The following is a 14,383-nucleotide window of genomic DNA, read 5'->3' as shown; positions in this document are numbered from 1 at the left end:
TAGTGATTATACCAATTTACACAAATATTATTACTTATTGTTTGTTTAAACGGAAAAATAGTTGTGAATAGCAGACTCATTGAATAATATAAATGCCTCATTTATTTTGATTAAATTTGTATTACTTGAATAAGATTTTATGAAGTTCCAACTTACGTCTGAATATAAGCCTACTGGAGATCAACCTACTGCAATCAAAGAATTGGTGCAGGGTTTAAACGAAGGAGAACAATACCAAACACTCTTAGGGGTGACTGGATCTGGAAAAACGTTTACAGTGGCGAATGTGATTCAGCAAACACAGAAACCGACTTTAATACTCAGCCATAATAAAACATTAGCAGCTCAGCTTTACGGAGAGTTTAAGCAGTTTTTTCCTGACAATGCTGTCAATTATTTTGTTTCTTACTACGACTACTATCAGCCGGAAGCTTTTATCGCGTCATCGAATACGTATATTGAGAAAGATCTAGCGATCAATGAAGAGATTGAGAAATTACGTCTTGCTACTACAACGGCACTGATGTCGGGAAGGCGTGATGTTATTGTTGTATCTTCTGTTTCCTGTATTTATGGTATGGGTAATCCTGAAGATTTCTCCAAGTCGATTTTTCGATTTGCTGTTGGGACAGTGATTTCCCGTAACGCATTTTTGCATCGCTTGGTTGAGATCTTGTATGCGCGTACGACGACTGAATTTAAGAGAGGTACTTTTCGTGTAAAGGGAGATACAGTAGATATTTTCCCAGCCTATTTGGATTTTGCCATTCGCGTATCATTTTTTGGTGATGAGATTGATGAGTTGAGTGAAATCGATCCGGTAACAGGAAAGACCTTAAGTAGAATGGAAGATCTAGCTCTTTTTCCTGCAACACTCTTTGTAACACCAAAGGAAAAGTTTACTTCAACGATCTGGGCAATTCAAGAAGAGATGGTGCAACGTAGAACACAGTTGGAAGAGGAAGGTAAGATGCTGGAAGCGAAACGTCTGGAAGAACGTGTTAATTACGATCTGGAGATGATGCGAGAGCTTGGCTATTGTTCCGGAATTGAAAATTACTCCCGGTTTTTTGATGGTCGTGAGCCCGGGATGCGTCCTTTCTGTTTACTGGATTATTTTCCCGAAGATTATTTACTTGTTATAGACGAGAGTCATGTAACGATTCCGCAATTACGGGCAATGTATGGTGGAGACCGTTCCAGAAAAATTGCTTTGGTAGAACATGGTTTTAGGTTACCGGCAGCGCTTGACAATAGGCCTTTGAATTTCCCTGAATTTGAATCTTTGACGAATCAGACGATTTATGTTTCTGCAACACCGGGAGATTACGAGTTACAGCAGACGGAAGGTGTTTTTGTTGAGCAAGTTATACGGCCGACAGGGTTGTTAGATCCGATTATTGAAGTTCATCCTGCGATTAATCAGGTGGATGATTTCCTTGAGGAAGCAGATAAGGCCATTAAAGCCGGTGGACGTGTGTTAGCGACAACGTTGACGAAGCGTATGGCAGAAGAGTTAACCAAATATATGACTAAGCTGCATATAAAAGTTAGGTATATTCACTCTGAGGTAAAGACATTGGAACGGGTCGAAATTTTAAGAGGATTGCGTCTTGGTGAATTTGATGTTCTGGTAGGGGTCAACTTATTGAGGGAAGGTCTTGATTTACCTGAAGTAACATTAGTCGCGATATTGGATGCTGATAAGGAAGGTTTTTTGCGTTCTCAGAGATCATTGATTCAGACAATCGGTCGTGCTGCGCGTAATGACAAAGGGCGTGTGATCATGTATGCAGATCGGATGACAGATAGTATGGCTGCTACTATTGATGAGACTACCCGCCGTCGTGAGAAACAAATGAAATATAACGAAGAACATCATATTACGCCTCGAACTGTCGGAAAAACTAAAGAGGAGATTATGGAGCAAACCTCGGTCGCTGATTTCAATGGACTGGAGCCGAAGATATATGTTGAGCCAGATCCTTCGGTAGCCATTGCCGCAGATCCGGTGTTACAATACCTAGGTGAGAAAGAGCTTAAAAAAGCGATCGATACAGTTCGTAAGAAAATGGAAAAGGCAGCCAAAGAAATGGACTTCTTAGAAGCCGCTAAACTTAGAGATGAGATGTTCTCCCTAGAGAAAATATTTGATGAACGATTTAAATAAAAAAGGGCTTAAGCCCTTTTTTTATTCTTTTTCTTTATATAAAGTTTTGTCGCCTTTAATTAATGTCCAGCAATGCTGATCCTGAATTAACTTGTAATCCTGATTTTCATATTCATATTCTTTGACGTGTTTTAAGACAATGCTTTCTGGGCTTTCTTTTAGAAAAACCTCTGCGGCATGTTTCTTATCATTTATAATCAGAAATGCCGCTGTTTCATAGCTATCTGAATTATTAACGATATCCAATTGTATCTGCTCAAAAGGCCTAACACAGCTATCTTTTAAAGTTGACCAAGTGTATCCTGCACTTGCGATACAGCCGTGCTTGTCTTTATCACCGCCCACTGTCGCTGTTTCTTTGGATTGGGTAGCCTCCTTGTTCTTTTGTTGGCATGAAACGAACAAAAGCGAAGCAACCATGATACTGTTAAGTAAACGATTCATATATGATGGTGTTTTGAATTGAGAGTATTCCTACACAAATTGTACCATATAAAATATACCTTTTTGGTAGATAATTTTTCATAAACCTTTCTTTTGTCAAAACGCTTCTTTATTTTTATAAGAATAAGTAATTACCTAAACAAAATAAACACAAAAAAATATATGAAAAAGCCAATTGTTGTTATCAAGTTTGGCTCAGCTTCTATTACGACAGCGGACGGAGAGGTAGATGAACGGATCGTATTGGAGATCGCAAGACAGGTCGCTCAAATACAACAGAAATATAATGTCGTTCTGGTTTCTTCAGGAGCAGTTGCGGCAGGGAAAAAGTTTTTGACACGGTATTCGGGGACTTTGTCAGAAAGAAAGGCTGCAGCAGCTATTGGTAATCCTTTGTTATTGCAAATTTATAGTACTTATTTTCGACCCTTTAAAATTGCTTTAGCTCAAAGTTTATGTGAGCGTCAGCATTTTGCAAATAGGAATCAATTTGTGCAATTGAAAAATACTTATGAAACTTTATGGAAAAATAACATTATTCCTATTGCCAATGAAAATGATGTGGTGAGTAATAAAGAATTGAAATTTTCTGATAATGATGAGTTGGCGACTTTGATTGCAGTTGGCTTTGGTGCTGAGCAAATTTTATTTACAACTTCGGTACCCGGAGTTATGGATTCGGAAGGAATAGTTATCCCCGAATTAAAAGTGATCGATAAGGCGGCACTTTCTTTAGCAAGAACAGATAAGTCTTCTGTCGGTCTTGGTGGTATGACGTCAAAATTAAATTTTGCACGGTTGGCTAATCAGATGGGGATACGGGCTGTTATTTTTAGCATGCAAACTGAAAATGCGTTGCTGAAGGCGATCGAAGGTCAAACGGGTACGATCTGCATGGCACAGCCTAAAAAGGTTTCTTCCCGCAATAAATGGTTAGCAAGTGGAAGTTTAATTAAGGGTAAAGTAATTATTGATAGAGGTGCTGTAGAGGCACTTTTGCAACGAAAAAGTCTCTTACTTGTTGGTGTTAAAACCTGTGTTGAACAGTTTGAGGAAGGTGAAGTGTTCCATATTTTTGACGAAGATGATCAAATCATTGCTGTTGCTAAATCTAAGTGGGATATGGGCGATTTAATGAAGAATGTAAAACGTAAAGATATCATCTTAGCACATGCTGATGATATCGTATTGTTATAATATGGAAAATATCACAGAGCAATTAGAAGCAGCATTGGCTGCAACAAGGGATATAAATCAATTGGATTCAGATACAAAAGCACATATTTTAACTGATCTGGCAGAGACATTGCGAGCACGGGTTACTGCTATTCTATTTGAAAATGAAAAAGATCTGAAATTATTAGATGCAGATGATCCGAAAAGGGATCGGTTGGTTTTGAATGCCGAAAGGATAGAGGCTTTGGCAAAAAGTGTGTTGGATGTTGCTAAACTTCCTGATCCTTCCGGAAAGTTATTAAACCAGCAGATTTTGGTTAATGGTTTATTGTTGGAAAAGAAAGCAGTTCCTTTGGGGGTAGTCGCGGTTATATATGAGTCTAGACCGAATGTGACTATTGATGTGGCTGCATTATGTATTCGCTCGGGCAATGTTTGTCTGTTGCGGGGTGGCACGGATGCTTTTCATACAAATCAGATATTGGTTGAGATCATTCAAAAAGTTTTGATTCAGCATCATTTAAACCCAAATATTGTTCAATTACTGCCAACAGACCGGAAATTTGTACAAGAATTACTTACGGCAACTAAATTTGTGGATATTATTATCCCCCGAGGTTCGCAATCATTGATTGATTTTGTTCGTGCGCATGCTAAAGTACCCGTTATTGAAACAGGTGCTGGAGTGTGTCATACCTATGTAGAGCAATCAGCAACAATCGATAAGGCAGTTGCTATTGTTGCTAACGCAAAAATATCCCGACCTTCTGTTTGCAATGCATTGGATACGATATTATTAGATGAGGAGATTGCTGATTCATTTTTAGATGGAATTATCGTTCCCTTTGAAAAGGAGCGGGTGGAAGTTTTTGCTGATGAACGGAGTTATGCTATTTTAGAGCGATTGGGATATCCTTATTTGCAACAAGCAAATGAAGTTGATTTTGGGCGTGAATTTTTAGATCTTAAATGTTCAATTAAAATATTAAACGGACTGGAACAGGCTTTGACGCACATTGCTACTTATTCCTCCCGTCATTCAGAATGTATTGTCTCCAATGATTCGGAAAAATTGGAACGATTTATGAATGCTGTGGATGCCGCTGCAGTGTATGCCAATGCCTCCACGCGATTTACAGATGGTGGAGAATTTGGTTTAGGAGCTGAGATCGGTATTTCTACACAAAAGCTTCACGCTAGAGGACCTTTTGCCTTAGAAAAATTAGTGACTGAAAAATGGTATGTATCTGGTAATGGACAAATAAGATAGTATGGGAATTAGATTTGAAAGTAATTCATTGTTGAATTGGACAAATGAAATGGGTAAGTTTTTGAGATTACTTGTCGATGAACAGCATGTTTTTGATGAGCCTTCATCAATTGTATTTGATAAAGCTTACGATGAGTTTTTTAAAAAAAGCCGTCAATTTTTCTTGACGGTAACTGATGAAGCTTTATTAAGCTACGCGAAAGAAGATCTGGAAGTGGAGCAGATAAGACCATTAGCATTGGTACTGATGCACGATGGTTTGAAAAGTAAGGACGTTCAAGAACAGCAAATCTTACTTCTAAAATCTAAGTTGTTATTAAATTATGTAATGAAAGAAACCTCTAGCTTTGCATTTGAAGATTATGGCTATTTAGCAACAATAGATGGTAAGCTTGTTTAATGGCAGATAATATTTGATCACTTTTTAATCTGCTATCCTTAAAATAGAGGAAAATAAAAAGATTCACAGGGCATGACCGGTTACCCTGTGAATCTTTTTATTTTAGTATCTCTCTAGCGATGACTAATCGCTGTATCTCAGAAGTTCCTTCATAAATCTGTGTGATCTTTGCGTCACGCATCAATCTTTCTACATGGTACTCTTTTACATATCCATATCCACCATGGATCTGAACGGCTTCAATACTTGTTTTCATCGCAACTTCGGAAGCATGTAGTTTGGCCATTGCCGCTTCTTTGCTGTAGGGCAACCCTTGATCTTTTGTCCATGCTGCTTTATATGTCAATAGTCTTGCGGCTTCTATTTCAACTTCCATATCTGCGAGTTTAAATTGGATAGCCTGATGCTCTGCAATTGGTTTTCCAAAGGTTTTTCGCTCTTTTGCATAAGCAAGAGCGAATTCATAAGCACCTGCGGCGATACCTAATGCTTGGGCCGCAATACCAATTCTACCTCCATCTAATGTTTTCATGGCAAATTTGAATCCAAATCCATCTTCACCTATGCGGTTTTCTTTAGGGACTTTAACATCAGTAAATAAGAGTGAGTGGGTATCTGAGCTTCTGATGCCAAGTTTATTCTCTTTTGGTCCGATTGTAAAACCAGGCATCCCTTTTTCTACAATCAGTACATTTATTCCGCGATGTGCTTTTTCGGGATGCGTCTGTGCAATGATGAGGCAAATATCGGCATTACCGCCATTTGTGATCCAGTTTTTAGTGCCATTTAAAAGGTAATGATCTCCTTGATCTATTGCTGTTGTGTGCTGGGATGTTGCATCTGAACCCGCCTCAGGTTCGGATAGGGCAAAAGCGCCTAGCTTTTCTCCAGAAGCTAAAGGTCTTAAGTACTTTTCTTTTTGCTCTTCGGTGCCGAAAGCTTCTAAGCCGTAGCATACGAGAGAATTATTAACAGACATGATCACTGCAGCTGATGCGTCGATTTTAGCAATTTCTTCCAAGACCAAGGTATAAGCTAATGCATCAAGCCCTGCACCTCCATACTTACTGTCGACCATCATGCCCATAAATCCTAATTCACCCATTTTCTTCACCTGGTCGTAAGGGAATAGTGCTTTCTCATCCCGTTCTATGACACCCGGTTTTAAATCCTGCTGCGCGAAATCTCGAGCAGCTTCCTGAATCATGCTATATTCTTCGTTTAATTCAAAATTCATAATGTGTACATTGGTAATGGTTTGTAAGTAAATATACTTATTTTATTATTATGCTTGCATAATAAAGTTTAATAATTTTTAACAGGTTTTTGTAAAAAACAAAGCTTAGATTTTGTTATGAATAAAAATCTACTATATTTGTAGAGTATATAGTGTATTACGAATTTAAAAAAGAAAGATATGAGTTTAAGATTAGGAGATGAAGCGCCAAATTTTAAAGCGCAGACGACAATAGGAGATATTGATTTCCATGAGTTTATTAAAGATAGTTGGGTTGTGTTTTTTTCGCACCCTTCTGATTATACACCAGTTTGTACAACTGAACTTGGACGGACAGCGAAATTAAAATCGGAGTTTGATAAAAGGGGTGTGAAAGCAATTGCGCTAAGTGTTGATCCTGTTCAAGATCATTTGGATTGGATACAGGATATCAACGAAACCCAGAATACTACTGTTAATTTTCCGATTATTGCTGACGAAGATCGTCATGTATCCGAATTGTATGATATGATTCACCCTAATGCTTCTGCAACGGTAACAGTACGTTCGGTATTTATTATAGGGCCAGATAAAAAAATTAAATTAACACTAACGTACCCTGCATCTACCGGACGTAATTTTGATGAAATATTACGTGTTATTGATTCTTTACAGTTGACTGCCGACTATTCGGTAGCTACACCTGCGGACTGGAAACATGGAGAGGATGTGATTGTGGTTCCAGCAATTAAGACAGAAGATATTCCTGCAAAGTTTCCAAAGGGCTTCAAGGAAATTAAACCTTATTTAAGAACGACTCCACAACCAAATTTATAGTTGTATATTAATGCATAAAAAAAGGCATCAATTCTAAAATTGATGCCTTTTTTGTTATCGCTATTTGCTATTAATACACTTTTACCATATAGATATAATCTTGCATTCTTTTTATTTGCTCTGTTCTTGAAAGACCAGAGAGCATATTTTTCTTATTTAATTTTACTTGACCTTGCAATGAATCTGTAGGTATTTCATCTAATGCTTTTAATATCGATTTTGTTTTGATCGCAAAACCAGCACCATCAATACCTCTTTGTTTACCAGAGATAATACCGATTACATTTCCTTTGGTATCCATTACTGGACCACCGCTATTTCCCGGATTGACAGGAATTGAAATTTGATAAGCGATTGTATCACCGGCATATCCTGTCGATGAACTCAAATATCCTTGCCCGTACACGGCCTCATCCCGTGGGAAACCTATCGTATAAATATCTTCCCCTAAATCTGATGCTGTGGTTTTAAAGGTGTATGGTAAAGTTTTGCCTCTTTTAAAGTTAGCATCTTCAATTAGTAGTATCGCTAAATCATTGCTGGCGTCCGAATGGATTACCTGTGCTTTGTATGATTCCCCCTTATTATTTTGCAGGTATATTGAATCTGCACCGCTTACAACATGGTAGTTGGTCACGACATAACCATTATTTGAAACCATAAACCCTGTAGCTCCATATTGACTGACAGAAGATTCACTTGCTTTGGTTGATTTATTATTAATACTTTTCAGCGCAGCATTATGTTCATTGACATCTTTCTTCACATTATTCATGTCACGCTTCAATGCACTGTAATCTGTATTAGCTTTATCAATATTCTTATAATATCCTGAAATCCATAATGTGGAAAATACGGCAACTACGGCTACCGAAGCAGCTACTAATGAACTTGCTTTCAATTTTTCCCATAAAGAGATTACTTTTGTTTGCTTCATCGGAATCACTTTCGCCTGCTGATGCGACTGGTGATAACTTTTAGCGGACTGTGCGAGTTGCTGTTTAAAATCAATACGTGACTGTGTATCTTTAAGATTGTCAAGAAATTGACGGTGTTGCGTTAGCTGTGCCGAGAAAGAAGGGTTTTCTGCACAGAAAGATTCGAAAGAAGCACGCTCTTCTTTTATCATTTCATCCCTGAGATAGCGATCTGCTAATTCAAAAAACTCTTGTTGACTCATCATACTCATTGTTTGTTATACTAATTTCTTTACTGCATGAAAAATAGTTTTTTCAATCTTTGCAGGCATTTGTATTTTTGAGTTTTGGCATTGTCAGTATTGGTATATCCAAACTTCTCGCAGATCTCCTGCATGGAATGGTTCTGGATATAGAAATCGTGGAGAATGGTTTTACAAGGTTCTCCTAAAAGAGACATTGCGTGTTCCATTTGGTCAAATTTTTTGTCAAGCTCCTGATGTCGCTCGATATCATCGTTATCCGGTAACGAATCTTCATAACCTCGGATATCTACTGATCCAAAACCTGCACGATTTAACTGCTTAAGCCAAAGTCTTCGGCAAATCGAATATAGATAGGTTTTAAGTTTACTGCTTAATTCAAAATTACCTTTAGAAACCTTGTCATAAAGAACAATCACGGCCTCTTGGAAGATATCTTTTGCCTCATCTTCGCTTCCGTTATTTTGAGAAATCATATGGGCAATAGATGGATAGTATAATTCATATATTGCATCCAATGCAATACTACTACCCGATTTAATACCGGCTATGATTTGCTCATCATTCTCGAGCTTATTTGATTTACTGATCTTACTCACCTATTAATACCTTAATATAACTAATAGTAACCCAACGAGTTTAATATTTGTGTTGTTTGGTAGAAAAACCCATTCTACGTAGGGCCAAACCTACTCTTTTTTTTTGATAAGCGTAAATTTTTTAAACGAAAAAAATAGCGGTTTCGTGTGTATCAAGTTTATTTTTGATTTTGGGCACTCAGCCGTTTATGAAGCTTTCCTAATTAACTTTTTGAACAAAATGGAACTTATCCATCTTTATATATATAAATTTTACGCAATCGAATGATTAATTGTAGCTACTTGTATTTCATTATATTGCTTATATTTTTGTGGACAACCTCTATTTAATAAATGAATATGATCAAATCATTATCTATGCGAATAAGCTGTGTCATGGCAGTTTTATTAGCATCGGCCTTTCAGGCGAATGCACAAATCGGTGATCCGATTGCAGGCTTTCGTTATGGGGTCGAAACGATTCCAACAGGTAAAGAGTGGGAGTCTCCCCAAGACCTCGCGCTCAATAAGGAGCAACCCCATGCTTATTTTTTCTCTTTTAAAGATGCTGATAAGGCTCGTAAAGTATTACCGGAAAATAGTGAGTATTGGAAGTCTTTAAACGGTACCTGGAAATTTAATTGGGTAAAAACTCCTGATGAAAGACCGAAGAATTTTTTTGATCCTCAAGCAGATGTAACAGCTTGGGATAATGTTGGTGTTCCAATGAGCTGGAATATAGCGGGCATTCAAAAAGATGGTACGCTAAAATATGGTGTGCCGATCTATGTTAACCAACCTGTTATTTTTCAACATCAGGTAAAAGTGGATGACTGGCGCGGAGGTGTTATGCGTACCCCACCAAAGCATTGGACAACGTATATCTACCGAAATGAAGTTGGATCTTATAGACGCTCATTCGAAGTGCCAACTAATTGGGACGGCCGTGATATTTATATTAATTTTGATGGGGTAGATTCATTTTTTTATCTATGGATCAATGGGAAGTATGTTGGTTTCTCAAAAAATTCACGTAATGTCGCTTCTTTTAATATCACTGATTATTTGAATAAGAAAGGTGAAAATGTTGTCGCCGTAGAAGTGTACAGGAATTCAGATGCTTCTTTTATTGAGGCTCAGGATATGTTCCGTCTTCCGGGGATATTTAGAACTGTCGCTTTAACAGCAAAGCCGAAGGTTCAGATTCGTGATGTTGTCGCCATTCCAGATCTGGATGAAAAGTATCAAAATGGAACTTTAAGTATTAAAGCTGAAATCTTAAATAAAGATAAAAAAGTTGCTAAAGGTCATCAGATTAAATATAGTCTTTATGCGAATGAACTTTATAGCGATGTTAATACAGCTGTAAAATCTATTTTGGTATCGAGTGATGTGGTAGATGTTAATCCGAATACCTCATCTATCGTGAAAGCTTCTCTTCAAGTTGAAAACCCCAATAAATGGTCAGCAGAGCGCCCATACCGGTACACACTTGTTGCTGAATTAAAAGATAGTAAAAACCGTACAATAGAAACATCTTCTCTTTACGTTGGTTTCCGTAAAGTGGAAATTAAAGATACAAAGGCTTCTGATGATGAGTTTGGTTTGGCAGGACGTTATTTCTTTGTAAATGGCAAAACTGTAAAATTGAAAGGGGTAAATCGCCATGAATCAAATCCTGAGAAAGGAAAAGTGGTGACACATGAGCAGATGGAGCAAGAAATCATCTTGATGAAGAAAGCGAATATCAATCATGTTCGTAATTCACATTATCCAGATGATCCATATTGGTATTACTTATGTGATAAATATGGTATTTATTTAGAAGATGAGGCTAATATTGAAAGTCATGAATATTACTATGGCGATGCTTCTCTTTCACACCCTCCGGAATGGAAGAATGCACACGTAGCACGTAACTTGGAGATGGTTCATGCAAATGTAAATCATCCTTCTATTGTTCTCTGGTCATTGGGTAATGAGGCCGGCCCTGGAAACAACTTTGTAGCGGCATATGATGCGATTAAAAAATTTGATACATCACGTCCTGTTCAGTACGAGCGTAATAATAATATCGTTGATATGGGGTCGAACCAATACCCTTCGATCGAATGGGTTCGTCAAGCTGTAAAAGGGCAGTTTAAGATGAAATACCCGTTCCATATTTCCGAATATGCACACTCTATGGGGAATGCATCAGGTAACCTGATTGATTATTGGGAAGCAATTGAATCGACAAATTTCTTTATGGGCGGAGCTACTTGGGATTGGATCGATCAGGCCATGTATTATTATGATAAACAGTCTGGTGAAAAGTTCTTTGCTTATGGAGGTGATTTTGGTGATAAACCTAATGATGGAACATTTGTCAATAATGGTTTGATTTTCGCAGATATGAAGCCAAAGCCACAATATTATGAGGTAAAGAAAGTTTACCAGAATGTGGGCGTTAAGGCTGTTGATATTGCACAGGGTAAAATAGAAATCTTTAATAAGAACTATTTTGTTTCTTTAGTAGATTACGATATCGTTTGGTCTTTATATGAAAATGGTGTGGAGATACAGAAGCCTGTCTCAGTAGTAAAGGGTGAAACAGTTGGAGCACGTGAGAAGAAAGTGGTTACATTACCTTTGGACTTTCAAAAATTAAATAAACAATCGGAATACTTTGTTAAAGTACAGTTCTTATTAGCTAAAGATCAATTATGGGCAGCTAAAGGATATTTACAGATGGAGGAACAGTTGTTTGTTAAAGCTGCAAGTGAAAAACCTACTATAGCTGCTGTTCAGACAAACGCTAAACTAAGCATCGTTGATGAACAAAAGTTAAAAGTAATTAAAGGTTCAGATTTCATTATTAAGTTTGATACGGAAAATGGTAGTATTTATAGCCTAAACTATGCTGGTAAACAGGTTATTCGTGACGGTGAGGGACCTAAATTAGATGCTTTCCGTGCACCAGTAGATAATGATAACTGGGCTTATCAGCAATGGTTTCAAAAGGGCTTACATAATCTGAAGCACAAAGCATTATCCAGCTCGATCTACACGAGACAAGATGGAGCAATCATTCTATCATTTATGGTCGAATCGCAAGCGCCTAATGCAGCGACTATTCATGGTGGTACTTCTGGAACATATACGATTGAAGAACATAAAGACAAACCTTTTGGCGCTAATGTCTTCAAGTTTACAACAAATCAGGTCTGGACAGTATATCAAGATGGTTCGCTCGAATTAGCCGCTAATGTAACATCCAATGATGAAACGTTAGCTTTAGCCCGATTAGGTTATGGTTTGCAGCTACCAGAACAATATAGCAACTATACGTATTACGGAAGAGGACCGATCAATAACTATGCAGACCGTAAAACTGCACAGAATATAGAGTTACATACGAGTACGGTTAAAGACCAATTTGTTCCATGGCCCAATCCTCAAAGTATGAGTAATAATGAAGAGGTGCGTTGGACAGCTTTAACGGATGAGTCGGGGTCTGGTGTGGTCTTTGTTGCCAAAGATCATATGTCGACATCTGCACTACCGTGGAGCGAGATGGAAGTTACCTTAGCAAGTCATCCCTATAAATTACCAAAAAGCTCAGGTACACATTTACATGTGGATGCGGCAGTTACCGGTTTGGGTGGAAATAGCTGTGGGCAAGGACCTCCATTGGAACAAGATCGTGTGAAAGCAAAATCAACTTCGTTTGGCTTTATTATCCGTCCTGTTGCTAATCAGGATTATCGTCAGAAGTCTCAGGTATCTCTAGCGGGTGATGTGCCGATCTCGGTGTCAAGAAGCCGTAACGGTGACTTGCATATCGCAAGTGAGCAGGTAGGTGCGGAACTATATTATACCATTGGTAAAGGAAAACCACAAATATACAAAGCTCCTGTTAACTTACGTGAAGGTGGTATTGTGACAGCATGGGCAAAGGGCAATGAGAAATTGAAAGCTTCCTTCCAATTTCCTAAAATAGAAAGTATCCCGATGCAAGTTGTATTTGCTTCGAGTGAAGAAACAGGGGAAGGTGAAGCTTCTAATTTATTAGATGGTGATCCAAGTACAATTTGGCATTCGATGTATTCTGTTACTGTGGCACAATATCCGCATTGGGTAGATTTTGATGCGAATGCAATTAAAACCATTAAAGCTTTTACCTATACCCCACGTCAAGGTGGTGGTAATGGTACCATTAAAGGCTATAAATTGCAAGTGAGTACAGATGGTAAGAATTGGAGCGAGCCAGTTGCTGAAGGTAATTTCGAAAATAACGGAAAACCGAAGACCGTAACTTTGGCTAAGCCAGTAAAAGGTCGTTTTATTCGTTTTACAGCATTAAGTTCGCAAAATGGACAAGACTTTGCTGCAGCTGCGGAATTCTCTGTGAGCGCAGAATAATAGCTTTATAATAAAACAAAAGAGAAGCCTTCGTATGCCTTGCATATTAAGGCTTCTTTTTTTGTCAGTATCTATATATTGATAGGAATTTTAGATTGTACATTTAATTTAGACAGTTAGCCAATGATAAGCTTGTCTTGCGCTATTATGAGTCAAAAATGATATTTAGGGACGAGTTAAAACAATAATCTGCTAGATCTATCTCTGAGTTTGAAAAATAGATTAAAAGCGTTAAAATAATAGGGTATTTAGATGTTCAAGATGTTGAACATGTTTTGCGTTATGCATATTTCGTATAGCTATACTAAAAGCTATCTATAGAAAATGTAATAAAAAAAGAACAGGTGAATTAGGGAGAAGTCCTATATAAACAAAAAAAGCTTTCAATTTGCATTGAAAGCTTTTTTATTCCAGCGGTCCGGACGGGACTCGAACCCGCGACCCCATGCGTGACAGGCATGTATTCTAACCAGCTGAACTACCGGACCGTTTTTACTTTTTTTGGCGGTCTGGACGGGACTCGAACCCGCGACCCCATGCGTGACAGGCATGTATTCTAACCAGCTGAACTACCAGACCGAAAAATGTAAAATGTTATTTAAAATTGGCGGTCCGGACGGGACTCGAACCCGCGACCCCATGCGTGACAGGCATGTATTCTAACCAGCTGAACTACCGGACCAAATTTTAAATGTTGTTAAAGAAATA

The 14,383-nt window shown here is 38.0% G+C and carries 10 protein-coding genes and 3 tRNA genes; 6 read left to right on the top strand and 7 right to left on the bottom strand.

Annotation, left to right across the window (positions count from 1 at the left end; genetic code table 11):
- The first annotated feature begins 139 nt into the window (after nt 1-139).
- Nucleotides 140-2,170: an excinuclease ABC subunit UvrB gene (gene uvrB, locus EDF66_RS16875; RefSeq protein WP_132772531.1), complete on the top strand. Its 2,031-nt coding sequence runs from the start codon at nt 140-142 to the stop codon at nt 2,168-2,170.
- Between the two features lie 21 nt (nt 2,171-2,191).
- On the opposite strand, the gene EDF66_RS16870 is transcribed toward uvrB, so the two are convergent.
- Nucleotides 2,192-2,614: a hypothetical protein gene (locus EDF66_RS16870; RefSeq protein WP_132843890.1), complete on the bottom strand. Its 423-nt coding sequence runs from the start codon at nt 2,612-2,614 to the stop codon at nt 2,192-2,194.
- Between the two features lie 162 nt (nt 2,615-2,776).
- On the opposite strand from EDF66_RS16870, the gene proB reads away from it, so the two are divergent.
- The 3 genes from proB to EDF66_RS16855 are packed head-to-tail and all read left to right on the top strand — an operon-like array spanning nt 2,777 to nt 5,460.
- Nucleotides 2,777-3,811, top strand: a complete 1,035-nt coding sequence (gene proB / locus EDF66_RS16865; RefSeq protein WP_021192437.1) for a glutamate 5-kinase — start codon at nt 2,777-2,779, stop codon at nt 3,809-3,811.
- A gap of 1 nt (nt 3,812) precedes the next feature.
- Nucleotides 3,813-5,060, top strand: a complete 1,248-nt coding sequence (locus EDF66_RS16860; RefSeq protein WP_165902456.1) for a glutamate-5-semialdehyde dehydrogenase — start codon at nt 3,813-3,815, stop codon at nt 5,058-5,060.
- Nucleotide 5,061: 1 nt separating this feature from the next.
- Entirely contained in the window at nt 5,062-5,460 is a 399-nt protein-coding gene (locus EDF66_RS16855) for a hypothetical protein (protein WP_132843887.1), read from the top strand.
- Nucleotides 5,461-5,557: 97 nt separating this feature from the next.
- On the opposite strand, the gene EDF66_RS16850 is transcribed toward EDF66_RS16855, so the two are convergent.
- On the bottom strand, nt 5,558-6,697 hold the full coding sequence (locus EDF66_RS16850) for an acyl-CoA dehydrogenase (protein WP_132843885.1): 1,140 nt from the start codon (nt 6,695-6,697) through the stop codon (nt 5,558-5,560).
- 180 nt (nt 6,698-6,877) lie between these two features.
- On the opposite strand from EDF66_RS16850, the gene EDF66_RS16845 reads away from it, so the two are divergent.
- Nucleotides 6,878-7,513 (top strand): peroxiredoxin, encoded by a 636-nt coding sequence (locus tag EDF66_RS16845; RefSeq protein WP_132772521.1) that lies wholly within the window; start codon nt 6,878-6,880, stop codon nt 7,511-7,513.
- A gap of 70 nt (nt 7,514-7,583) precedes the next feature.
- Here EDF66_RS16845 and EDF66_RS16840 read toward each other — a convergent pair whose 3' ends face one another.
- On the bottom strand, nt 7,584-8,696 hold the full coding sequence (locus EDF66_RS16840; RefSeq protein ID WP_243656071.1) for a trypsin-like peptidase domain-containing protein: 1,113 nt from the start codon (nt 8,694-8,696) through the stop codon (nt 7,584-7,586).
- Between the two features lie 26 nt (nt 8,697-8,722).
- Entirely contained in the window at nt 8,723-9,292 is a 570-nt protein-coding gene (locus tag EDF66_RS16835; protein WP_132772517.1) for an RNA polymerase sigma factor, read from the bottom strand.
- Nucleotides 9,293-9,631: 339 nt separating this feature from the next.
- Here EDF66_RS16835 and EDF66_RS16830 point away from each other — a divergent pair, with 339 nt between their 5' ends.
- Nucleotides 9,632-13,675, top strand: coding sequence for a glycoside hydrolase family 2 TIM barrel-domain containing protein (locus tag EDF66_RS16830; protein ID WP_207898657.1), 4,044 nt, complete (start codon nt 9,632-9,634; stop codon nt 13,673-13,675).
- 414 nt (nt 13,676-14,089) lie between these two features.
- Here EDF66_RS16830 and EDF66_RS16825 read toward each other — a convergent pair.
- The 3 genes from EDF66_RS16825 to EDF66_RS16815 all read right to left on the bottom strand — a co-directional run bounded on the left by EDF66_RS16825 (nt 14,090) and on the right by EDF66_RS16815 (nt 14,357).
- Nucleotides 14,090-14,163 (bottom strand) — tRNA-Asp (locus EDF66_RS16825).
- A 14-nt stretch (nt 14,164-14,177) separates the two neighbouring features.
- A tRNA-Asp gene (locus tag EDF66_RS16820) sits at nt 14,178-14,254 on the bottom strand.
- 26 nt (nt 14,255-14,280) lie between these two features.
- Nucleotides 14,281-14,357: transfer RNA gene (locus tag EDF66_RS16815), tRNA-Asp, on the bottom strand.
- Nucleotides 14,358-14,383: the final 26 nt, after the last annotated feature.

It is taken from the genome of Sphingobacterium sp. JUb20, assembly GCF_004342035.1.
Classification (GTDB): Bacteria; Bacteroidota; Bacteroidia; order Sphingobacteriales; family Sphingobacteriaceae; genus Sphingobacterium; species Sphingobacterium anhuiense.
The sequence above is the reverse complement of the archived record's forward strand: the minus strand, read 5'-3'. Positions and strand labels throughout refer to the sequence as shown.